This is a genomic window from Actinopolymorpha alba DSM 45243 (genome assembly GCF_000373925.1).
GTDB classification, from domain to species: domain Bacteria; phylum Actinomycetota; class Actinomycetes; order Propionibacteriales; family Actinopolymorphaceae; genus Actinopolymorpha; species Actinopolymorpha alba.
On sequence record NZ_KB892707.1, the window covers coordinates 200,817 to 222,490 of the forward strand.

19 protein-coding genes are annotated in these 21,674 nt (G+C 69.2%); 6 read left to right on the forward strand and 13 right to left on the reverse strand.

Features of this window, described 5'->3' with window-relative positions; genetic code table 11:
- Window positions 1-147 precede the first annotated feature (147 nt).
- The 6 genes from B141_RS0100880 to B141_RS0100905 form a co-directional block, all read right to left on the reverse strand.
- Window positions 148-417, reverse strand: a complete 270-nt coding sequence (locus B141_RS0100880; protein WP_040420318.1) for a hypothetical protein — start codon at window positions 415-417, stop codon at window positions 148-150.
- A 184-nt stretch (window positions 418-601) separates the two neighbouring features.
- Window positions 602-1,387 (reverse strand): FHA domain-containing protein, encoded by a 786-nt coding sequence (locus B141_RS0100885; protein ID WP_202805608.1) that lies wholly within the window; start codon window positions 1,385-1,387, stop codon window positions 602-604.
- A gap of 401 nt (window positions 1,388-1,788) precedes the next feature.
- Window positions 1,789-3,174 (reverse strand): DUF2786 domain-containing protein, encoded by a 1,386-nt coding sequence (locus tag B141_RS38315; RefSeq protein ID WP_040420274.1) that lies wholly within the window; start codon window positions 3,172-3,174, stop codon window positions 1,789-1,791.
- Between the two features lie 104 nt (window positions 3,175-3,278).
- A complete protein-coding gene (locus B141_RS0100895; RefSeq protein ID WP_020573280.1) occupies window positions 3,279-4,361 on the reverse strand; it encodes a 3-deoxy-7-phosphoheptulonate synthase in 1,083 nt (360 codons plus the stop codon).
- 204 nt (window positions 4,362-4,565) lie between these two features.
- Window positions 4,566-5,450 carry a hypothetical protein gene (locus tag B141_RS0100900; RefSeq protein WP_020573281.1) on the reverse strand — a complete coding sequence of 295 codons (885 nt, stop codon included), beginning with the start codon at window positions 5,448-5,450 and terminating at the stop codon, window positions 4,566-4,568.
- Between the two features lie 92 nt (window positions 5,451-5,542).
- On the reverse strand, window positions 5,543-5,986 hold the full coding sequence (locus B141_RS0100905) for a GNAT family N-acetyltransferase (RefSeq protein WP_020573282.1): 444 nt from the start codon (window positions 5,984-5,986) through the stop codon (window positions 5,543-5,545).
- A gap of 149 nt (window positions 5,987-6,135) precedes the next feature.
- On the opposite strand from B141_RS0100905, the gene B141_RS0100910 reads away from it, so the two are divergent.
- Window positions 6,136-6,444, forward strand: coding sequence for a hypothetical protein (locus tag B141_RS0100910; RefSeq protein ID WP_157180720.1), 309 nt, complete (start codon window positions 6,136-6,138; stop codon window positions 6,442-6,444).
- Window positions 6,445-6,514: 70 nt separating this feature from the next.
- On the opposite strand, the gene B141_RS0100915 is transcribed toward B141_RS0100910, so the two are convergent.
- Window positions 6,515-7,558 carry a phosphotransferase family protein gene (locus tag B141_RS0100915; RefSeq protein ID WP_020573284.1) on the reverse strand — a complete coding sequence of 348 codons (1,044 nt, stop codon included), beginning with the start codon at window positions 7,556-7,558 and terminating at the stop codon, window positions 6,515-6,517.
- Window positions 7,559-7,909: 351 nt separating this feature from the next.
- Entirely contained in the window at window positions 7,910-9,334 is a 1,425-nt protein-coding gene (glnA, locus tag B141_RS0100920; protein ID WP_020573285.1) for a type I glutamate--ammonia ligase, read from the reverse strand.
- 267 nt (window positions 9,335-9,601) lie between these two features.
- On the opposite strand from glnA, the gene B141_RS0100925 reads away from it, so the two are divergent.
- The gene (locus tag B141_RS0100925; RefSeq protein ID WP_026256781.1) at window positions 9,602-10,081 is read left to right on the forward strand and encodes an RDD family protein; all 480 of its coding nucleotides are present in this window, start codon (window positions 9,602-9,604) and stop codon (window positions 10,079-10,081) included.
- 98 nt (window positions 10,082-10,179) lie between these two features.
- Here the strand turns inward: B141_RS0100925 and B141_RS0100930 are convergent, their stop codons facing one another.
- From B141_RS0100930 to lipA, 3 genes are all read right to left on the reverse strand, one after another.
- Window positions 10,180-11,295 (reverse strand): methyltransferase, encoded by a 1,116-nt coding sequence (locus tag B141_RS0100930; RefSeq protein ID WP_020573287.1) that lies wholly within the window; start codon window positions 11,293-11,295, stop codon window positions 10,180-10,182.
- A gap of 418 nt (window positions 11,296-11,713) precedes the next feature.
- On the reverse strand, window positions 11,714-12,412 hold the full coding sequence (locus B141_RS0100935) for a DUF4191 domain-containing protein (RefSeq protein ID WP_020573288.1): 699 nt from the start codon (window positions 12,410-12,412) through the stop codon (window positions 11,714-11,716).
- 79 nt (window positions 12,413-12,491) lie between these two features.
- Window positions 12,492-13,439 carry a lipoyl synthase gene (gene lipA, locus B141_RS0100940; RefSeq protein WP_026256782.1) on the reverse strand — a complete coding sequence of 316 codons (948 nt, stop codon included), beginning with the start codon at window positions 13,437-13,439 and terminating at the stop codon, window positions 12,492-12,494.
- Window positions 13,440-13,614: 175 nt separating this feature from the next.
- Here lipA and yjjX point away from each other — a divergent pair, with 175 nt between their 5' ends.
- Window positions 13,615-14,199: an inosine/xanthosine triphosphatase gene (gene yjjX, locus B141_RS38320; RefSeq protein ID WP_020573290.1), complete on the forward strand. Its 585-nt coding sequence runs from the start codon at window positions 13,615-13,617 to the stop codon at window positions 14,197-14,199.
- 111 nt (window positions 14,200-14,310) lie between these two features.
- Here yjjX and lipB read toward each other — a convergent pair whose 3' ends face one another.
- Window positions 14,311-14,970, reverse strand: coding sequence for a lipoyl(octanoyl) transferase LipB (lipB, locus tag B141_RS0100950; RefSeq protein WP_020573291.1), 660 nt, complete (start codon window positions 14,968-14,970; stop codon window positions 14,311-14,313).
- Window positions 14,971-15,168: 198 nt separating this feature from the next.
- On the opposite strand from lipB, the gene B141_RS45185 reads away from it, so the two are divergent.
- The 3 genes from B141_RS45185 (at window position 15,169) to B141_RS45190 (ending at window position 20,629) form a co-directional block, all read left to right on the forward strand.
- A complete protein-coding gene (locus B141_RS45185; protein WP_020573292.1) occupies window positions 15,169-16,842 on the forward strand; it encodes a serine/threonine protein kinase in 1,674 nt (557 codons plus the stop codon).
- Window positions 16,843-17,025: 183 nt separating this feature from the next.
- Window positions 17,026-18,741: a serine/threonine protein kinase gene (locus B141_RS0100960; protein ID WP_026256783.1), complete on the forward strand. Its 1,716-nt coding sequence runs from the start codon at window positions 17,026-17,028 to the stop codon at window positions 18,739-18,741.
- A 91-nt stretch (window positions 18,742-18,832) separates the two neighbouring features.
- Entirely contained in the window at window positions 18,833-20,629 is a 1,797-nt protein-coding gene (locus B141_RS45190) for a serine/threonine protein kinase (protein WP_020573294.1), read from the forward strand.
- Window positions 20,630-20,670: 41 nt separating this feature from the next.
- Here the strand turns inward: B141_RS45190 and B141_RS0100970 are convergent, their stop codons facing one another.
- Complete coding sequence (locus tag B141_RS0100970; RefSeq protein WP_020573295.1) at window positions 20,671-21,579, reverse strand: TIGR01777 family oxidoreductase; 909 nt, start codon at window positions 21,577-21,579, stop codon at window positions 20,671-20,673.
- Window positions 21,580-21,674: the final 95 nt, after the last annotated feature.

Sequence of the window (21,674 nt, forward strand, 5' to 3'; positions counted from 1 at the left end):
GGTCACGGCGCCGGCTGTCAGCTTGCTGCCAGACCCACCACGGTCAGCCGCGGCGGGTCTGCAGCATGAGATCGGGGTCAGCCAGACGAATTCCGCACCGATTGCGCCTGGACAGCGCCGATGCCAAATGGGGAACGGACGGATTGGTCACGACTCAGCGGCCGTCTTGCCGGCGCAGAAATCGTCCCACTCGGGGACCCGAATAAGTGGAGTGGCCCCTGCCGACTGACCCCGGCCGGACGAGGTCGTGGCGAACGCCAGCCCTTGGACGCACGTCCGCGCCACATTCGGAAAGTGGTCGGCGTTGCGGTAAACCTCGATGTAGTCGACGTCGCCGATGACGTCCGGCGGCGCCCCCTCCTGCCCGCCTCTGTCGCGGAGCTGATCGGCGCAGCCAGTCAGCACGAGCACCAGCATTGCGGCTAGGGGAGCGATTGTCTTCCTGACCATGATCCTCGCATTCGTGTCGGTGGGTTTGCGGCCCGGTCGACCACTGCCGCTGATGGCGCCGCGAGCCGGCGCATGGCTTCCTCCCAGTTGCGTCAGTTGCAGGGGTACTGCATCGGCGAATGCGCAACAGCAGAACCCTGGTCCACGCCGCTCAGGCCTCACTCCTTCTGGTCCCGTCTGCATCCGTCTTCTGGTCGAGTAGTCGCAGGTCGGCCGTGGAGATCGCGCTGCTGCCCAGGAGTTCCGTGATCAGGTTGTGGTTGAGTGCATTACCCACGGGAGGCGGGATCTCTTCCTCCTTGAGCCCGGACACTCCACTGCGGCTGAGTCGCTCGCGTACGTTCGCGACCTTGTGGGCGGCCTTCTTCCTTGTCCATTGCTTTTGTGGCTGCAAGGACGCGAGGTCGTTCTCGACGCGTGCCCAGGTTTCCGGCTGCGCGTGTGGTTCGTGGCGAAGGTACCGCTGAGCAAGGCAGACCAGCACCAAGCGCTCTTCTTCGTTCAACTCCCATGGGTCTCGGCGCACGGTTTCGGCGTGATGGGCAACAGCCGCTGGGGGCGATGCCGGTCTCGCGGCGATCCCCACCTCCAGCAGGTGTTCTCGTTGTGGGCCGACGATGAAGAGCGGCGTGAACCCGGGCGGTAGCACCGCATGCTCGCCGCTGGACACCAACCGATCGGGAAACCGGATCGGCAACCGGCCGAGGTTGGTCAGCACCCACCGGGAATACTCGCGGGTGATGTATCCGTGTTGCCGGCTGACGTACCTGTCGTTAGTTCCGACGCACACATGCACGTCGGGCTCGTTGCGCCCGAACACCACGTCGAATTTCGCCTGCGGCGAGACGCTGATCCCGCCGCTTTCACCCAGCACGAACAAGGTGTCTGGTTCGGCGGGCGGAAGTCCCCGGGCGAGCGTTCCGATGTCCCTCGGCAACAGGTTGACCTTGCTCGAATGCCGGGATACCGAAAGCATCGTTATCTGGCCTCTCTCCTTGGCGGCCGCGAAGTGCCTGTCCGTGCGTCGCAACACCGGCTACGGTAGTCGCCGATTCCGGGGAGGGGTCCCAGAACCAGATCACCCCCTGGTCCGAGTGGCGGGCGATATCCGAGTCGCTCAGAAATGCGTCCGGGTTCGTGGCCCCGGACGGTGTCGGCCTAGTCCTGCTGGGCTGAGCGCGTGCGGCGACCCGGTAGCTGGTGCCTGCTCCCCATCTGCTCCACGCGGCAGAGTGGGATAGGGCCGATAACTGTAGACAGTGAAGTGGTGAGGTCTACAGTTATCGGCCCCTGTTTGGCGCAGTTGGCGGTTTCGGCTACCCGACGAGTTTGTGGCGCTCAGCCAGTCAGGGCCTCGCGGGCGTCGAGGGTGGCGAGATCCGCTGCCGCCCGTCCGGCCGCCCAGCCGGCGGAGTTGGATACCGAGACCGACCGCGACACGGTGCGGGGGAAGAGCTCGGTGAAGAGGTTGTCGACCTGCTGCTCGCGCGCTGCCAACACCGGAAGGAGCCGGGCCGAGGTTTCTTCACCGACCGAGGCCTGGGTGGACTCGCTCGCTTCGGCGAGGCGTTCGCCGATCCGGTTGGCATAGGACACGAGGAACGACTGACGCCACGACCGGGTGCTGGAGTGGCCGAACCTGCTGATCTGACTGCCGTGGGCGAGCATGGCCCGGCTCGCCTGCAGGAGCAGCGAGGTCGTGAGGATCTCGACGAGTTCGAGGTCGACCTCGTTGCCGATCACCGCGACGTAGCCCGTCTTGTCGTCCGCGACGCTCCGGCAGCGGTTGGCCCGCGCGACCGCGTGTACGAGCAGAGACTTGGGAGTGACGTACGGCGCCTCCAGCCAGATGCGGCGACCGGTGGCACCAGACGCGAGCTTCGCGGAGTTGCCGTCTTCGGCATCGAGCAGGGCGCGGTCGAGCGAGAACTTCGTCATGAGTTCCTGTGCCTTGCTCGACAAGGCCTCGGCCTCTTCGGGGAACTCCGTCGACTCCGCCTTGGCCAGCAGGGCGCGGATGCGCGCGAGGACCTTCTCATCGACCTCGCGGTGTTCCCGGGTCTCTGGCCGAACCGAGGCGCTGCCAGGCAGCGGAAGGAACCGGCTGAGCGCCGGCGCCGTGCCGCAGAAGGCGAGCACAGTGAGCACCTCGTAGAGGGCGGCCGGCCGGTCGACGCGATGACGGGCCGTCCACTGGGTGAGGTGCGGCTGGTTGGGTTGCCACCATATGGACGCGTTGAGCTCGTCGAGCTGTGCACGCCAGCGCGGGTCGACCGTGTGAGCGGCGTACTTGTCGGCCTCGGCCACCACTACGTCGAGCAGAAAGGAGCGGGCCAGTGGTTCGAGTTTTCGTTTGGCGACTTCGGCCAGGTCACGGGGTTGCCAGCCGCGCTCCCATAGCGCGCGAATGGCTCCGTCGAGGCAGCTGGCGACCGCCGAATCGACCAGCCTGGCGTCCAGGCTCGGGTGGGCGAGCCCGTCACACAGCTCGCGGGCCTCGCTCCACGCACCCGAGGCGCGGGCGCGTACCGCCTCGACAAGTGCCGTCATCACGAGCTCCAGGGTCGGAGCGCCGGATGCCTCGGACCGATCCGACGTACGGCAGCGTGGACAGTCGCAATGCTCTTCGTCGAACCCGAACCTCCCTCCCTCATCTGGCATCCGGGCGCGCTGTTGGCGCTTGCGTTGTTTGGCCGCACGGCGTTGGCGGTTGTTTTTTCCCACGTGACGCATCCTTCCCCGAGTGACGTCGCGATGGGCGCACAGCATGCCGCGTGCCACCGACAAAGGCCGGTGGCACGCCACAGAACGCCAGAAGGAGTACGCCGCTAGGCCGAACGCCGGACCCGCACCGCCTGGGCCAGCTCGCGTAGGACACCGGCCGTCACGTCCCAGCCCATGCACGCGTCGGTGATGCTCTGCCCGTACACGAGGCTGTCGGCCTCGCCTTCGACCAGGTTCTGGCGACCGGGCTCGAGGAAGCTCTCCAGCATCACACCGACAATCCCGCGTTGACCGGCGGCGACCTGCGCCGCCACCTCCTGCGCGACGACCGGCTGGCGGAGGTGGTCCTTGCCGCTGTTGCCGTGGCTCGCGTCGATGACGAGGCGCTCGCGCAGTCCTGCCTTCTCCAGGCGCAGCAGGGCATCGGCCACGCTGGTCGCGTCGTAGTTGGGACCGGTCTGTCCACCACGGAGGATCACGTGGCAGTCGGGGTTGCCCCGGGTGGCGAGGATCGCCGCCACGCCGTCCTCGGTGATGCCCGTGAAGACATGGCTCACGCTGGCGGCGCCGATCGCGTCCACCGCTCCCTGGACGTCACCGCTGGTGGAGTTCTTGAAACCGACCGGCATCGACAGCCCGCTGGCGAGGTGGCGGTGTACCTGACTCTCGGACGTACGCGCGCCGATGGCGCCCCAGCTCACCGTGTCGGCGATGTACTGCGGAATGATCGGGTCGAGGAACTCACAGCCGGCCGGCAGGCCAGCGGCGAGCACGTCGAGCAACACCTGCCGCGCGACCCGCAACCCCTTGTTGACGTTGTAGCTGCCGTCCAGGTCGGGGTCGTTGATGAGCCCCTTCCAGCCGAGCGTCGTACGCGGCTTCTCGAAGTAGACCCGCATCACGAGGCAGAGGTCGTCGGTGAGTTCGGGAGCCAGCGCCGCGAGGCGGCCGGCGTACTCCAATGCGGCCCCGCGGTCATGCACCGAACATGGGCCGACCACGACGAGCAGGCGGTCGTCGTCCCCGGCCAGGATCCCGGTCACCTCCTCGCGACCACGGATCACGACCGCGGCGGCGTCCTCTCCCAGCGGCAGCTCATCCTGCAGCAGGGCGGGGGAGAGGAGCGGCCGGGTATGGCTGATGCGGAGGTCGCGGGTCTGGGCGGCGGGCTCGGGCGTAGATGACACGGTCCGGTGTCCTTTCGGTCGGGAGCCGTCCCACATCGCCTGGTCGGGGCCGGCTCGCCTCGTTTTGGGGCATAAGAAAAGGCAGGGTCACGGAGACCTCTGCCTTCGCCGGCTCTGGATGGTGGGATCAGCGCATACGGTCGCTGCCGGACCCACCCAGGGCCGGCCTGCTAAACCAATAGCGCCACTGCATGACCACGGACCTTACCCGTTGGCCGTTGCCGCCGGCAACGCGGCCTCTCGCCTGTTGGTCAGCTTGCCGTAGGGCCGGGTGGACACCGGAGCGCGTAGAGCCACGACGGCGGCGGCGACCAGGAGAATGGCGTACCCCGCGAGGAGCGGAGCGATCAGGATCGCCGGGACCGCGACGACGATCGCGGTGACTGCCAGCACCAGGCAGGTGCCGATGAATCCGCGCTGGCCAACCCGGCGGGCCTGGGCTGGGCCGATCCCCGCCACGAACAGAAGGACGGCCGCAGCCAGGAGCGGCAGGACCCCCTCGGCGACGAAGATCGCGAGGGCTGCGCAGCCGGTGGGCAGCATGGGTACGCCGGCGAGGCGGGTGACGTCGACCGCCAGCGCCGCTCGCTCGGTCACTTCCAGAGGTCGAGCGACCAGAATGATCACCACGGCCAGCGCCAGTCCGCCGGCGACGGCCCCGACCAGAAGGAACGGCAGCGCGTACTCGCTTCCGTCGGGGCAGACCCCGTCCTGACCTTCCCCGTCGCAGCGCCAGCGCAGCCAGCGGAGCGCGTCGACCGCGCCCCGACCGGCGACGAATCCAACAAATCCAGCGATCAGGACGCCCGCGGCGAGTGAGCGGCGGTATGCCGCGCCGGCCAGGACGCCGAACAGAAGCCGTGGCCGGCCGCACACCGCGGCGCACAGGAGGGCGACCAGCCCGGCGACCCCGGCGGCGAGTGCGAGGTGCCTCGGTCCGTAACCCTCCCGCACACAGGTGGTCAACTTGCCGCTGGCGGTGCAGAGCCAGATGCCCCAGTCGAAGACCTCGGCGGCGACCAGCGTCGTGAGGCCGCCGAAGAGCACTGACGCGACGGCGGTGACGACGGCTGGCTTCGCGCGGCCCATGATCGCGAGTTTGGCAGATCGGGAACGCGTTCGCAGGCGGCCGACCAAGCGGGTCAGGCCGGCGCCGAAGTCAGGCTGGCGGAGGCGGGTGGTCAGACTTGTGGAGTGCTGGGGCGCCGGCTCGGGCGTTCGAGGTAGGTGGCGTCGGGCGCGCCGAACCCGAACCGCTGGTACAGCCCGTGTGCGTCGGCGGTGTGCAGGGTCCACCGGAAGTCCGCGCCCGGCCCGCACTCGATCATGGTGCGTACGAGCTCCTTGCCGACTCCCTGCCCCCGAACATCGGTGAGCACGTACACGTCGGCGAGGTAGGCGAACGCGACTCCGTCTGAGATGGCCCTGGCGAAGCCGACCATCCGGCCGGTCGACCGCTCATAGGCGCCGACGACCCGCCACGCGGACGCGAACTGGCGTTCGAGGACATCGCGGGTACGCCAGCGCCCCCAGTACGCCTCGGTTGACAGGAACACCCACAGAGCGTCGACGTCCACCCGGTCCGGATCATCGTCAAGGTCAAAGCTGCCGTGCTGGAATGCCATGGCATCCGAACCTACCGGCCGGGCGCTCGCCCCGAATTCCTCACCCCTCGTGCCCGAGCTTTAACTGAAAGGGGAATCCTTCCGTTCAGTGCCCGCCAATTCAGGTGAATGCGTCAAGGAAAAGGAAGAGGCGGGGTTACCCTCGTCGGGTGGATGCTATTCGCCGGAGGATCAAGGGTGATCGCCAAACGCCCGAGCGGGACTCTGCGCCGCCCTCGGATGTGGAGCGATATCTCGAGCATGCGATGGCGGCCGCGCGTGAGGACGGGCGCAAGGAACAAGCCGAGCAAACTGTCGCCTGGCTCCGGCATCCAAGCACCGTTGAACGTATCGCCGAGATCCTCTATGAGGCGCGCACCGGTCGGCGGTGGCTGTCGGCCGAAGAAATAGACCGGATCGCCTACATCGCGAATGCGCGTGCGGTCGTCGGATTTCTCATGTTCGAACGACCGCAATAAGCGCGTTCATTTGTGGTTACCTGAGATTTCCCTGCTGTTTGTTTTCGGGGGGTCTGAATTCCGCGTCTCGTCAGACGCCGCGCAGGTGAGTGAGGATGGCGCCGATCTCGTCGTAGGTCACAGCGATCTGGTCTCGCCGCCCAAGACGAATCCGGTCCAGCCGCAGAGCGACCGCGTGCCGTGCCTGGTAGATCCGCTGGCGTACACCGTCGGCGACTGATCTCGGCCGGCCGTAGCCGTCCCAGAAGGCGTCGCGTTCGGTGCCGGCAGGACGCAGGAGCGCCCGCTGGATCGCCCAGTCCGCCAGCGGGTCACCCCACTCCGCGCGGTCCCAGTCGCAGACCCCCGTCAGCGTCAGCGCAGCGGTCTCCGGGTTGACCAGGAAGTTCGCCGTCCACCCGTCTCCGTGCAGCAGGCGCGGCTCGGTGATCTCGTCCAGGATTCCCGCGAGCCGCTCAGCCTCGGTGGCCAGCTCCCACAGGTCCCGCTCGTCGTGGCCGGCGTCCCGCACGTCCTGCGCGGTGGTACGGAAGAACGCGACGGTCGCCTCGCTCCACGTGGCGAACAACGGGCCCGCTACCGGTCCGAACGCCCGCCCTCGCACGTCGTGGATGCGGCGGGTCACGGCGCCGATCTGGTGGAAGAGACTGGACCACTGCGAACGCGGGTATCGTCCCACGCCCTCCGGCGCTGGTACGCCTGGCAGCAGCGTCTCGACCAGATAGTCGCGGTTGATCACCTCGTGGGTGAAGTCGGCGAAGACGATGCGCGGCAGGAGGTCGCGGATCGGGGCGAGGTAGGGCGCGGCGGCGTACTCGTTGCGCATCAACGCGGCCTCGACTCGGAACTGGCGTTCCGGCGCTGGTGCGACCCTGAGCACGACCGGCGGTCCCGACCGCGGCTCGACCCGGTACACGTTGTTGTACGAACCCCAGGGCAGCTCGACGACCGACTCGATCGGAACCTCGTCGCCGAACGCGCGGCAGCACATCCGGGCGATCACGTCCGCGCATACGGGTTCCTGGAACGCGCCAACCGGGCGCTCGACGCACTCATAGCGCACGCTGTGAAACCCCCCTGCCCCGCTGATCTCGGTGATCATGATCGTGATCATGAAGGCTGGTGGTACATATGGCCCCTTTTCGCTTCATGATCACGCGATGGTGGGTGCGTTCAAGCTCGGGTGCTGGGCCAAAGATGATCTTTCCATCTTTCATGAAGCCGAAAGGGCAGATAGCCCCTTCTGGCTTCACGCTCGCGAACATGATCACGGAACGCCGGCGAGCCTTGAGTAGGTGACCAGTTTCGCCGCGAAAGGTGGTCACCAACTCAAGGTTCGGCTCGGCGGGGAAGTCCCGCGTACGCCGAGCAAAAGGGACCGCCGCCGATGCTCCCGAAGGGCAAAGCATCGACGGCGGTCCTCGGACAGCCGGGTGGCCCGCCAGCCAGGCTGGCTTGTGGCGACCTAGATGTCGAAGTACAGCTCGAACTCGTGCGGGTGCGGCCGCAGACGGACCGGGTCGATTTCGTTCGTCCGCTTCCAGTCGACCCACGTCTCGATCAGGTCAGGCGTGAACACGCCGCCCTGGAGGAGGTAGTCGTGGTCGGCCTCGAGCGAGTCGAGCACCTCCGGCAGGGAAGCCGGCACCTGCTGGACGGCAGCGTGCTCGTCCGGCGGGAGCTCGTAGAGGTCCTTGTCGATGGGCTCCGGCGGCTCGACCTTGTTGCGGATGCCGTCGACGCCGGCCATCAGCATGGCCGCGAACGCGAGGTAGGGGTTGCACGACGGGTCGGGCACCCGGAACTCGATCCGCTTGGCCTTCGGGCTCGTCCCGGTCACCGGGATGCGCACCGCGGCGGAGCGGTTCCGCTGGCTGTAGACCAGGTTGACCGGAGCCTCGAAGCCAGGGACCAGACGGTGGTAGGAGTTGACCGTCGGGTTCGTGAACGCCAGCAGGCTCGGCGCGTGCTTGAGCAGACCGCCGATGTACCACCGGCCGATGTCTGAAAGGCCGCCGTAGCCGAGCTCGTCGTAGAACAGCGGCTGGCCGTCCTTCCACAGGCTCTGGTGGCAGTGCATGCCGGACCCGTTGTCACCGAAGAGCGGCTTCGGCATGAAGGTCGCGGTCCGGCCGGCGTCCCAGGCGACGTTCTTGATGATGTACTTGAACAACATCAGCTTGTCGCCGGCGTGGAGCAGCGAGTCGAACTTGTAGTTGATCTCGGCCTGGCCCGCGGTGCCGACCTCGTGGTGCGAGCGCTCGACCTGGATGCCGACCTCGAGCAGCTGAGCCACCATGTGGTCGCGCAGGTCCGCGAAGTGGTCGTTCGGCGGCACGGGGAAGTAGCCACCCTTGTAGCGCGGCTTGTAGGCCTTGTTGCCGCCCTCCTGCTCGGCGCCGGTGTTCCAGGCGCCTTCAACGGAGTCGATGTAGTAATAGCCGGCGTTCTGCTTGGTCTCGAAGCGCACGTCGTCGAAGACGTAGAACTCCGCTTCCGGACCGAAGAACGCGGTGTCGGCGATGTTGCTGCTCTTGAGGTAGGCCTCGGCCTTGGCGGCGATGTTGCGCGGGTCGCGGCTGTAGGCCTCGTCGGTGAACGGGTCGACGATCGAGAAGTTCAGGGCGAGCGTCTTACGCTCGCGGAACGGGTCGACGAACGCGGTCGCGGGGTCCGGGATCAGCTTCATGTCGGATTCGTGAATCGCCTGGAATCCGCGAATCGACGAACCGTCGAACATGAGGCCCTCAGCAAATGCTTCCTCGTCGAACGACGAGGCTGGCACGTTGAAGTGCTGCATGACGCCAGGCAGATCGCAGAAACGGACGTCGATGAACTCGACGCCCTGATCGCGTACGAATGCCAACAGCTCGTCGGCGCTTCGGAACATTCGCCCTCCTCCTAGTCTTGCCACGCGACGCTAGGAGCAGGCCGTTTCCCTGCCGTGTCACATATGTTGCGCCCGTGTTACGGACCAGTCTGACGCACGGCCACCAACAGCCCGGGCCGCGGGGCCCCGCGTGTCGAGGAGGTAGGGGTGGGGGTGGGCCCTGGCGGGCGAAGCCCGCGTGGGGCGGGGTCCACACAGGTTGGGGGTGGGCCCGGACGGGCGAAGCCCGTGAGGGGCCGGATCCACACGGCAGCTAGCCTCGACGGCATGTCCGCGCAGCCCCACTTGGGGGATACCCCGAAAAGCCCCGTGGGTGGCGAATCCGGTGACGCACTGGGGTACGCCGGTCAGCGGCTCGGCCTGCCAGCGACCGGGCGTGGTGCCCTGGCCGGTTGGGGCGCCCGGATCGCGGCCCTTCTCATCGACTGGCTGGTCGCCAACCTCGCGGCGTTCGCTCTGGTGCGGGATGCGGCGATCTGGCAGGCGCCGGTCACCGCCGTCGACTTCCTCCCGCTTGCGGTGTTCGGGCTCGAAACCTGGCTGATGACGGCGTTCGTCGGCGCCAGCATCGGACAGCGGGTACGCCACCTGGTCGTCGCCCGCCTGGACGGTCAGCCGGTGGGGTTGGTTCGGGGGTTCGTCCGAGCGGCGTTGGTGCTGCTGGTCGTACCCGTCCTCATCGTCGACGCCGACGGCCGCGGGTTGCACGACCGGCTGGCCGGGACCGTACTCGTCCGCGGCCGCTGACCACCACGCCCGCGGCGAATGATCACGTTTGCGTGATCATTCGCCACCACACGCGGTAAATTCACCATGCTTGGTCGGGAATGACCACGCAAACGTGATCATTCCCGCAGGGCGGCCAGCCGCCAGAGGGTGATCACCTCCGCTGCGCGGGCCGCGCCCAGCGGGTCGTTGACGGGCCGGATTCGGCGGTGCGCAGGCCGGGTGTCGAGCGTTCCCACCACTGTCAGCCCGGCATGCTGCACAGTGGCGAGGAATTTGGCGCGACTTCGTAGACGAAGGTGTTCGGCCAGATCGGAGAGCACCAGCCACCCCTCCCCGCCGGGCTCGAGATGCTCGGCCAGCCCATGGAGGAACCCTCGCAGCATCCGGCCCTCCGGGTCGTACACCGCCTGGTCGAGCGGTGTACTTGGCGTTGCCGGGATCCAAGGCGGGTTACACACCACCAGGGATGCTCGACCGGAAGGGAACAAATCCGCCCTGACTACCTCCGCCCGATCGGCGTACCCCAACCGGGCGAGATTGTCCGTGGCACAGGAAAGCGCCGCCGGGTTCATGTCCGTGGCGATGATGCGGGCGACTCCGCGCCTCGCGAGTACGCCAGCGAGCACGCCGGTGCCGGTCCCGATGTCAAAAGCCAGCGCGCGTCCCGGCAAGGGCGCCCGGGCGACCAGGTCGACGTACTCGCCTCGGACAGGAGAGAAGACGCCATGGTGCGGGTGGATGCGCCCACCAAGCGCGGGGACGCGGATACCTGTGCGTCGCCATTCGTACGCGCCAATCACGCCCAGCAGTTCGCGCAACGGGAGCACCGCGGGCCCCTTCGGCGGGCCGTACACCTCCGCACACGCCTGCCGGACCTCGGGTGCTCTGCGCAACGGGACGCTGTGATCGCCGTCGAGCGGGACGAGGAGCAGATTCAGCAGTCGGGCGCGGCGCCGGCGTTCCCGCCGATATGCGTGGAAGAGTTCGGCTGCCGAGACGTCGCTCGGCGGCGTCCGGTTGGTGCGGTCGATCCGGCGGGCGAGGGCGTTCTGGAGTTGGCGGGCGTTGTGAAAGTCACCTCGCCACAGCAGGGCTTTGCCCCGTCGCACGAGAGCGTACGCGGTGGTGGCGCGCAACTGGTCATCAACGACGGTGACCCGCGATGGTGGCCGAGTCTGGTGTACGGAGATCCAACGGGCGGACCGGTTCGTGCCGGCCTCGACCCACGACATGTCGGGCACTCAAGCTCCCATGATCGAACGCCAAAGTGGACGCGTGATCACTTCGAAGCGAGGCGTTGGTGCCGCCTTGACGAGCGCGAGCCATTCGACCAACGCGCGGTCGCCGAAGTACGGCGCCAGGCGCGAACGGGTGAGAGGCTGCGCGACCTCTTAGGCCGCAGTGCGTCGAGCACGCATGGTCAGGGCGTGGACAGCCCTCGCGTCGAAGCGAGAGCCGAGAGATCTCCAAGGACCATACCGAGCGTCATGCCATGCCTTTCTGAGCTCGTGTAGCCGCTCGGAATGATCACGTTTGCGTGGTCATTCCCCACCTCACGCGGCAAATTCACCATGCATCGTGGGGAATGACCACGCAAACGTGATCATTCCCCGAGCCCGGCGCGGGTCTGGCGCGGCCGCTCCGCCTGGGTCAACGGGGGCGGGGCGCACCTGGCGGGAGTTTGACGTTCTTGGGCAGAGGGCCCTTCGGGATCGGTAGCTGCTGCCGGTTGGCGGATAGCGCCTTCAGGCGGTGCAGCACCTCGGTCACCTCGGCGGGCCGGAGGTTGCGCGGAAGCTTCATCACGTGCGCGGACAGCCGGCGCAACGGCACCTGGCCTTCACCGTCGCCGACGACGATGTCGTAGATCGGGGTGTCGGGGGCGACCCGCGCGTGCTTGCGCTTCTCGTTGGCGAGGAGGTTGCCCACCCGGTTGGGGGCGCCCTCACCCACCAGCACGATGCCCGGCCGCCCGACCACGCGATGCACCACGTCCTGGTTACGGGTCACGGCCACCGCCGGGTCGACGGTCCAGCCGCGGCGCAGGGTCGAGAGCGCGTTGGCGCCGGCGCCGAGTTGACCCTCGAGCCGGGCGTAGGCCGCCTTCTCCACCCGCCGACCGAAGATGATCACGGTCGCGAGGACGGCGAACGGCAGGCCGGTGACCGCCCAGAGGATGGGGTTCTTGAGGACGAACCCGACGGCGACGAAGACCGCGAGCACTCCGAGGAAGATCCCGAGCAGGATCAACCCGATCCGCGGCTGTGCTTCCTTGGTGATGCGGTACGCGGCACGGACCTGCTCGACCCGGCCGGGTTTGTTCTCGGGGGTGTCGTCGCGCTTGGCCATGGGTGTTGGTGTGCGTTCCTTCTCGAGGGCGGTGTGGAGTTCTCGGGCGACGGACGTGGGTACGTCGTCGTCCCAGGCGTCAGTGTGTGGATGCGGCGGGCAGTCGGCGGGACTCGAGGGCCTGGCGGTAGAGGCGGCCGGCGCGGTAGGAGGAGCGGACCAGCGGCCCCGACATCACACCGGCGAAGCCCAGCTCGAGCGCCTCCTCGCGGTGCTCGACGAACTCCTCCGGCTTCACCCAGCGCTCGACCGGGTGATGGCGTACGGACGGGCGGAGGTACTGCGTGATCGTCAGGAGCTCGCAGCCGGCGTCGAGGAGATCGCGCATGGCCTGCGTGATCTCGGCGCGGTCCTCACCCATCCCGAGGATCAGGTTGGACTTCGTGACCAGGCCGTACGCCCGTGCCTGGCGCAGCACGTCGAGGGACCGCTCGTAGCGGAAGCCCGGCCGGATGCTCCGGAAGATCCGCGGCACGGTCTCGACGTTGTGGGCGAACACCTCCGGCTCGGACTCGAACACCTCCGCCAGCAGCTCGGGACGTCCGGAGAAGTCGGGGGCGAGCAACTCGACGCCGCAGCCGGGGTTCTGGGCGTGGACCTGGCGGACGGTCTCGGCGTAGATCCAGACGCCTTCGTCCTCCAGGTCGTCGCGGCAGACGCCGGTGACGGTGGCGTACCGCAGGCCCATCGTGCGAACGCTCTCACCGACCCGGCGCGGCTCGTCGAGGTCGAGAGCGACGGGCTTGCCGGTGTCGATCTGGCAGAAGTCGCAGCGGCGGGTGCACTGGTCACCACCGATGAGGAACGTCGCCTCACGGTCCTCCCAGCACTCGTAGATGTTGGGACAGCCGGCTTCCTGGCACACAGTGTGCAGCTGCTCGCGCTGGACGAGCGAGCGCAGCTCGGTGTACTCGGGCCCCATCTTGGCCCGGGTCTTGATCCACTCGGGCTTCTTCTCGATGGGGGTCTGGCTGTTCCGCGCCTCCAGGCGCAGCAACTTGCGTCCTTCCGGGGCCACAGCACTCACGCCCACAGCCTACGGTGCCGCCGCGGTACGCGTATCGGAGGCGTACCAGTCCCGGTCAGGCCCGGTCGGGCCCGGGCCCGGTCAGACCGAGCCAGGCTGAGTCAGGCCCGGGCGATCAGGATCGGTCGACCGGTCGGGTGGGCCAGCGCGCGCCCGCCGGGTTAGGTTGTCGGTCGTGTCCTTACGTGTAGCTATCGCTTCCGGCAATCCCGTCAAACGCCGCGCAACTCTCGAGGCGGTCCGTGTCACCCTCGGCTACGACGAGGTGGACGCGGTTGCCGTCGAGGTCGATTCGGGCGTACCCCACCAGCCGGTCGGGGACGAGGAGACGTTGCGGGGTGCGCGCAACCGCGCCGACGCCGCACTGACGCTGCTGCCGGACGCCGACCTCTGGGTCGGTCTCGAGGGGGGTGTCGTCGAGCGGGACGGCGCGCTCGAGTGCATGGCGTGGGTCGTCGTGATCGGGCGGTCCGGTGAGGACGGCCAGCTGTGCAAGGGCGAGAGCCGCACGGCGACGTTCGTCCTTCCCGCGGAGATCGCCGAGCTGGTGCGTGCCGGCGCCGAACTCGGCGACGCCACCGACCAGATCTTCGGCGACAAGGACACCAAACGGAGTACGGGCACGGTTGGTCCGCTCACCGGCGGAGTCATCGACCGGGTGGCGTACTACGCGCACGCGATGGTCCTGGCGCTGGTGCCGTTCCGGAACGCCGAGCTCACCTTCCCGGCGGCCGACAAGGACGCGGCCCCCGTCGCCTGAGCTACCCGTGTCTCGCCTGTGCTACCCGCGTCGGACTTGTCCGAAGGAGGCCTCACCCTCAACCGGGGAAGCTTCGGACAACTCACCGCGGATCGCCCCCGGGCTGTGAGGTCAGACGAGGTGCACAGACTTCGGGGCGAGAGCCTCGATCAGGCGGCGTTCGGTCGACTCGAGGACGTCCTGGACGCCGACCTCGCGGCCGAGTTCGGCGGTCAGCGAGGTGACGCCGGCGTCGGCGAGGCCACACGGCACGATCCGGCCGTACGCCTCGAGGTCGCAGTCGCAGTTGAGCGAGAAGCCGTGCATGGTGACGCCCTGCGAGACGCGAAGGCCGATCGCTCCGAGCTTCCGGTCGGGTCCGCGATCATCGGCGGGCACCCACACGCCGCTGCGCCCCTCGATGCGGCTCGTCGCGAGCCCGGCGTCGGCGCACACGTCGATGAGGGCCTGCTCGAGAAGCCGGACGAACGCCACGACGTCGATCGGCTCCGTCAGCCGAACGATCGGGTATCCGACCAGCTGGCCGGGCCCGTGCCAGGTGATCTTGCCGCCGCGGTCGACGTCGATGACGGGGGTACCGTCCAGCGGGCGCTCGTAGGCCTCGGTGCGCTTGCCGGCCGTGTAGACCGCCTGGTGTTCGAGCAACAGGATGGTGTCGGGGATAAGATCAGCCACTCGCTCGGCGTGGAGGCTGCGCTGCTGCGACCAGGCATCCTCGTAGTCGACGGCCTGCGAGCCGAACCCCGCACGAATGAACTGCGGTGAACTCATATCCTGCAGCTTAGAGTGTGCGGCGGCGAAGCCACGCCAGCGCTGCCCAGTGTGGGGTCTGGAGACAGGTCGCGAGGCGGGGTCATGCCACGTTCGCGTGCGTCCTTCCGGCATTTCTGCGTCTCATGCCGTGAGAGATCACGACGGATCGTGCCACCGGTCATCGTGCCGTAACCGTAAGTCTGGAAGGCTTGGAGCGTGCGGAGCGACTTCGGGGTGGATGGGTATGAGATCGAGGGGCTGCTGGGTGCTGGGGCCACCGGCGAGACGTGGCTTGCCCGGGAGGGGGCCTCCGGTAACCACGTCGCCCTCCAGCGGATCCGGCCGCGCGACGCCCAGGCCGCCGAGCAGATCCGCCGCCTCGTCGAACGCCTCGACGCGCTCGCGCGGCCACACCTGCGGCGGATCAGGGAGTTGCTGCCGTACGGCGAGGAGTTCGTCCTGGTCCTCGACCATGTCGAGGGCGGCACGCTCGAACAACTCCTGCTGGTCAGGGGCATCCTCGACCCCGGCGAAGTCGTCACGATGGCCTCCACAGTCGCCGGCGCACTCGCGGCCGCGCACGAGCGGGGCCTGGTGCACGGTGCGGTCACGCCAGAGACCATCCTCTTCACGGCTGAGGGCACGCCGCTGATCGCGGACGTCGGCCTCGGCCAGCTCGTCCGGTCCCCAGACGGCACTCCGCCCAACCCCTACGCCGATCCGGCCGAGCCCAGCGAGTCCACGCCGTCCCCGGCCGGCGACGTCTACGGCCTGGCGGGGGTCTGCTACACCGCCCTCACCGGGTTGACGCCGCGGGCGGGTGAGCCGCACCGTCCCATCCACCAGGTCTCACCGGGTGTCCCGCCCGGTCTCGCGCACGCGATCGAGGCGGGTCTGCAGCGGGCGTGGGACATGCGCCCGCACATCGGTCAGTTCGCCGCCTTGCTGGACGCGGCCTGCCCGCGGGTGCCGGTCCGGCTTCCCGACGGTAAGCCCGCTCCCGAACCCTCGCCTCCTGAGTACGGCCCCGCGCCGTCCACCACGACGGCGCCCGCACCGGCATACTCCCCGGCACCTCCCTTTGGCCCGCCGCCGGCACGGGAGTCCGGGCAGTCGGGTCAGTCCGGTCAGGAACGCCCGCCACAGAACGCGGGGCCTCGGCGTCCTGAGCAGTCCCCGCCCCCGCCGCCCCGCCAGGGATCGGGTCAGACGCCACCGACCCCGCCGCCGGCGCGGCAGGGCGGCGAGGAGGAGTCGCACGAGCGGGAACCCTCCCGCACCCCCCAACTCGCGATGGTGGGCGGTGCCCTGCTGCTCGTCGTCATCATCATCGTGGGTGTGGTGGTGTGGCGGATCAACGCCAGTTCGACTCCCGATACCACGAAGACCACGCAGCCGACACGGACGGCGACTCCTACGCCGCGCCCATCGGTGTCCCTCGACCCGGTCGCCGCGCAGTGGATGAAGACGTTCAAGACGTTCGACGATCGGCGTACCAAGGCGTTCGCGGAACGCCAGCCCAACCTGCTCACGACGTTGTACGCGCCGGAATCCCAGGCGTACAACGAGAACCGCCAGTACATGCGGCTGCTCGCCCAGCGCGACGCGCGCCGGGTGTTGGGACTCAAACGGCCGATCAGCACACTGCGGACCGTCACCAAGGCCCCGAACCGGATCGTCTTCGAGGCCGAACGCCAGGAGCAGTCGTACACCGTCGTCATGGACAGCGGCCAGCAGTTCCGTTGCCCGGGTGGACCCGTCAAGAAGGTCCGGATCGAGGTCGTGCCGCTGAAGGGCACCACGGCCTGGCGCATCTCCCGCGAATGGCAGGTCGGCGGCCCGACGACGGCGGAGGTGCAGGTCTGCCAGCGGGTCACGCCGACCGGCTGATCGCGGCGGCGCCGTGCTCTGCTCGCGGCTCGATGGGGGTGGCCCCAACGCAGGTGGGGGCCGGAACCAGCACAGACCGGTCCATGACTCCACGCCGGGGGCGTTGGGTAAGGTCGCGAGCCGCCACCACCCGTGAGGTTTCGCGGAGGTGGGGGCGACACCTGGGTCAGCTCACTGGAAGGCTTGGGCATCAGCATGCAGGGCGACTTCCGCGTCGAGGGGTACGACATCGAGGGCCTGCTGGGCGCTGGCCCCGCGGGCGAAGTGTGGCTTGCCCGCGAACTCTCCTCAGGTACCCAGGTCGCGTTGAAGCGCCTGCGTCCGCGCGACACCGACGCCCAGGACGAAGCGCGCCGGATCGTGTCGGTGCTCGGCCAGCTCGCTCATCCGCAGGTTCTCCCGATCCGGGAGATGGTGTTGTACGGCACCGAGGTGGTGTTCGTGCTGGAGTACGCCGACGGCGGGAGCCTCGGCCAGCTGCTCCTCGCACGGGGCACGCTCGACCCCGGAGAAGTCGTCGGCGTGGCGAGCGCGGTCGCGACTGCGCTGGCGGCGATCCACCAACGCGGCCTGGTCCACGCCGACGTGACGCCTGAGAACATCCTGCTGCGGTCTGACGCGCGGCCGCTGCTCGCGGACGTGGGTTTCCTTCGCCTGGTCGAGGGTGGCGAGGGCGGGACGCTCGGCTACACCGACCCGGCGGCGCAGAGCGACTCCGATCCCACGCCGGCGGGGGATGTCTACGGCCTCGCGGCCGTCTGCTACGCCGCCCTCGCGGGAAACCCGCCGGAGCCAGGACCCCAGCACCGTCCGCTCCACCAGGTCGCGCCGGGTGTGCCGCCGGGCCTGGCGCACGCCATCGAGGCCGGTTTGCAGAGCACACCGGCGCAGCGTCCGGGCGCGGCGGAGTTCGGCGCCCAGCTCGCGGCGGCGTGCCCGAGTGCGCCGATCCGTTTCCCTGACGGGTCGATGGGGGACGCGGACTTCCTCGCCGCACTCGGCCAGCACCCCTCTGACCAGGGGTCTGGTGCGGGGCAGAGTCCGTTCAGCCTCGGCGAGCTGGCGGGGCCGCAGCGGGGCGAGACCGAGCCGGGTGTCGCCGCTCAGGACCCACCACCTGCCGGGAGCAACCAGCCGCCGGTCTTTCAGCAGGGTGCGCCAGGTGCTGCGCCGCCGGTGAGTCCGTTCCCGGGCACCACCGCCCGGCCCGTTCCCGAGCACACGCCGGACGATGACGACGATGAGCGGGATGGGCGCCGGCGGCGCGGCCTGGTGCTCGGTCTCGCGATCGGAGCCCCGCTGGCCCTCGCGGCGATCGTGGCGGTCGGAGTTGTCGGCTGGCGAACGCTCGCCGGATCCACGCCCTCAGATCCGCGGGTCACGACCGGCGCCTCCAGTGCTCCGGCAGTGCCGCCCGAGTCGACGGCCTCGGCCACCCCCTCGGCAGCGGCGTCGGCGCGGCCGACCAGCGCGCCGCGCAGTGCGGCGGAGGCGCGCTGGACGCGGGTCCTCACCACGCTCGACCAGCGCCGTGCGCAGGCCTGGCGAACCTGGAACCCCCAGCTGCTGAGCAAGGTCTACCAGCCCGGATCCAAAGCCCTGCAGGAGGAACTCGCCCTCATGCAGCTCCACGAGGACAAGAACGTCACCAGCGTGGTGGGCCTCAACACCCCGATCCTGTCGTTGGACGTGGTGTCCGAAAGCTCCAGCAAGGTCGTCGTCGACGCGGTGAGCCAGCTCCAGCCGTACCAACTCGAGCTCGACGGTCAGCTGTACCCGCACCAGGGCGGGACCCCCAAACGGTTCCGGATGACCCTGGTCCCTGACGGATCGAACGGCTGGCTCATCGCGTCGAGCCGGGAGATCGGCGGCGTACCCACCACCGGGCCAGCGCGGTGAGCGCGGCGAGCGCGACCGGCCGGCGGTCCGGGCGCGGCGCTGTGGACAACGCTGATCACCGCCGGTCCCTGGTCTGAGAGGCTTGGCGACCATGCGGGGCGAATTCCGGCTGCGAGGGTATGACGTCGGCACGCTGCTCAGTGGGAGCGCGACCGGCGAGGTGTGGCTGGCCCGCGTCCAGGGTTCGGGTGAGCAGGTTGCCCTCAAGCGGCTGCGGTTGCGGAGTGTCCAGGCACGCGAGGACGCCCGCCGGCTGGCCTCGGTGCTCGGGGTTCTCGACCATCCGCACGTCTTGCGCGTGCGTGAGGCGCTTCCGTACGGCGACGAGCTCGTCCTGGTGCTCGACCACGCCGAAGGGGGCAGCCTCGACCACCTCCTCAACGCCCGCGGCGGCCTGGATCCTGGCGAGGTGGTGACGGCCGTCGCGCCGATCGCCGAGGCCCTGGCCGCCGCCCACGAGCGTGGGTTGGTGCACGGCGACGTCACGCCGGAGGCGATTCTCTTCACCGCCGATGGTCGTCCCCTCCTGACCGACCTGGGTGTCCTCCCTCTCGTCGAGGGCGGCGAGGTCCTGGCCACGGTTGGCTACACCGACCCCGCTGCTGTGGGGGAGACGGGTCCGACGCCGGCTGGCGACGTCTACGCCCTGGCCGCGGTGTGCTACGCCGCACTCACCGGCCTGGTGCCGCGCCCAGGGCAGCCGCGACGGCCGTTGACGGACGTCGTTCCTGACGTTCCGCCGGGTTTCGCGCACGCCGTGACTGCCGGGCTGCAGCCGCTGCCGGCACGCCGTCCGACCGCCGCGCAGCTCGCCGAGATGGTGTACGCCGCGTGCCCGCCGGCGCCCGTGCGGTTTCCCGTGGGGCTGGTGCTGAGCGATTCCGACATCGCCGCCGCGATGGCGGCCGCGGCCGGTGACGGGCCGACGTCCCCGCCGGATCCGTTCGCCCGCGGGCTCCAGGGACCTGGCCAGCCGGGTGCACCTGGCTGGCCAGGCACCCCCAACCAGCCGGGGGGACCCGGCGGGGGAGTGGCGAATCCGGCCGGATCAGGGCCTGCTGGCGCCCCGACGGCCGGACCCGCACCCGCTGGTGCGCCCGCCGACCCGCTGGCGAGCCCGATGGCACACCGGGCACCGGCCGGGACCGGACCTGACAGTTGGAACGACCAGCTCGACGCCGATGACGAAGGCCGCGGCCGCAGGGTCGGACTCATCGTGGCGGCCGGTATCGGCGTCCTCCTGGTCACCGCGGCCGTCATCGGGGGCGTCATCTGGGCCACCCGGTCGCGCCCGGTGAGTCCGCCCACGCTCGCCGAGCTCACGGCCTCTCCAGCGACCAGCGCCGCGCCCAAGGCCACCACGACGCCTGACACGTCCACGGCGCCGAGCCCTCAGCCCACCCGAACGCCGGCCACTACCCGTCAACCCACGGCCGCGCCGCCATCGACCACGCCCGCACCTCCACCGACCTCGACGGCGAAGCCCGCACCCCCACCAGACGGACCCGAGGCGCGATGGCGCGACGTCCTGACCCAGCTCGACCGGCAGCGGGCGCAGGCGTTCGCGGAGCCTGACGCCGCCGTCCTCAAGAACGTCTACACCGCCGACTCCGAGCTGCGGACCAAGGATGCCGCCGAGATCGAGAAGTGCGTGGACGCCGGCTGCAAGGTCGAGGGCCTGAGGTTCGACATCAAGACGCTCGACGTGGTGTCGTCCGGCCAGACGCGGACGGTGCTGCGGGTGGTCGACCAGCTCCAGGCGTACTCCATCATCACCGCGTCAGGTGAACGCCTGGATCAGCCGCCGGGACAGGTCAAGACCCGCCAGATCACGCTCACCAAGGATGCCGGCGCGGGTTGGCTCATCGCTCGCATAGACGAGGGCTGACCGCCGAGTCGCACAGCCCGTTCAGGAACTCGCTCTGCGCCTCACTCGCGTGTGCCGGGCTTGTGCAACGCGGTCGTCACCAGGCTGGTGACGTCTGGCGAGCCGAAGGTGAAGCCCGCCTCGAGCAGGCGGCGCGGCAGGACACGGACGCTGCCCAGGAGCTCGTCCGCCAGTCCGTTGAGCATCAGCCGCAGCGCGAACGCCGGAGCGGGTAGCAGGGTCGGGCGATGTAGGACCGCACCGATCGCGGCGGTGAGTTCGGCGTTCGTCGTGGGTTCGGGCAGGGACACGTTGTAGGGCCCGCGAGCGTCGGCCTGGCCCGCGACGAATGTCGCGGCGGCCACCCAGTCGGGTAGGGACACCATCCCCACGAACTGCCGTCCGGAGCCCAGCCGCCCGCCGAGGCCGAACCTGAACGGCAGGGCCATGAGGGGGAACGCGCCGCCGGAAACGTCCAGGACGAGGCCGGTCCGCAGACGGACGACCCGCACGCCGGCATCCTCAGCGGGCGCGGTGGAGTTCTCCCAGTCGCGGGCGAGGTCGGCCAGGAACCCTTCGCCCGGCGGGCTGTACTCGTCGATCTCCTCCGTGCCGCGTTCCTTGCCGTAATAGCCGGTGGCGCTCTGGGCGATGAAGGCGGGTGGATCGTCAAGACCCGCGAGCGCGCGGGCGAGGGTGAGCGTCGTACCAATCCGGCTCTGACGAAGAGTCTCGCGATACGACGACGTCCAGGGGATACGCCCGATGCTGGCGCCGGCGAGGTTGACCACCACGTCGGCATGGCTCAGGACCCCGTCGTCGACCTCGCCACGAGCGGGGTTCCAGTACGACTCGTGCGGGGTTCGGGGCTCACTCCGCACGAGTCGGGTCACCTCGTGGCCGTCGCGCGCGAGCTGGGCCCGCAACGCGCGCCCCAGGAAGCCGGATGCTCCCGCGATGACGTAACGCATGGCAGGAGCATCCCCGCTTCCCTGGTTTCGAACTCAGGCAGTGCTTCTCGGTCGCCGACTGTGGCCGGGTAGCACTCGTGGCCCGAGCCGGCTCG

Coding starts and splice junctions, on each gene's coding strand:
- B141_RS0100900 (WP_020573281.1), bottom strand. CDS start 5,450: ATGGGCCGCGCGAAGCCAGCCGTCGTCACCGCCGTCGCGTCAGTGCTC.
- B141_RS0100925 (WP_026256781.1), top strand. CDS start 9,602: ATGTCCGCGCAGCCCCACTTGGGGGATACCCCGAAAAGCCCCGTGGGT.
- glnA (WP_020573285.1), bottom strand. CDS start 9,334: ATGTTCCGAAGCGCCGACGAGCTGTTGGCATTCGTACGCGATCAGGGC.
- B141_RS0100915 (WP_020573284.1), bottom strand. CDS start 7,558: ATGATCACGATCATGATCACCGAGATCAGCGGGGCAGGGGGGTTTCAC.
- B141_RS0100930 (WP_020573287.1), bottom strand. CDS start 11,295: ATGTCGTGGGTCGAGGCCGGCACGAACCGGTCCGCCCGTTGGATCTCC.
- B141_RS0100905 (WP_020573282.1), bottom strand. CDS start 5,986: ATGGCATTCCAGCACGGCAGCTTTGACCTTGACGATGATCCGGACCGG.
- B141_RS0100935 (WP_020573288.1), bottom strand. CDS start 12,412: ATGGCCAAGCGCGACGACACCCCCGAGAACAAACCCGGCCGGGTCGAG.
- B141_RS45190 (WP_020573294.1), top strand. CDS start 18,833: ATGCGGGGCGAATTCCGGCTGCGAGGGTATGACGTCGGCACGCTGCTC.
- B141_RS0100970 (WP_020573295.1), bottom strand. CDS start 21,579: ATGCGTTACGTCATCGCGGGAGCATCCGGCTTCCTGGGGCGCGCGTTG.
- lipB (WP_020573291.1), bottom strand. CDS start 14,970: ATGAGTTCACCGCAGTTCATTCGTGCGGGGTTCGGCTCGCAGGCCGTC.
- B141_RS0100880 (WP_040420318.1), bottom strand. CDS start 417: ATGCTGGTGCTCGTGCTGACTGGCTGCGCCGATCAGCTCCGCGACAGA.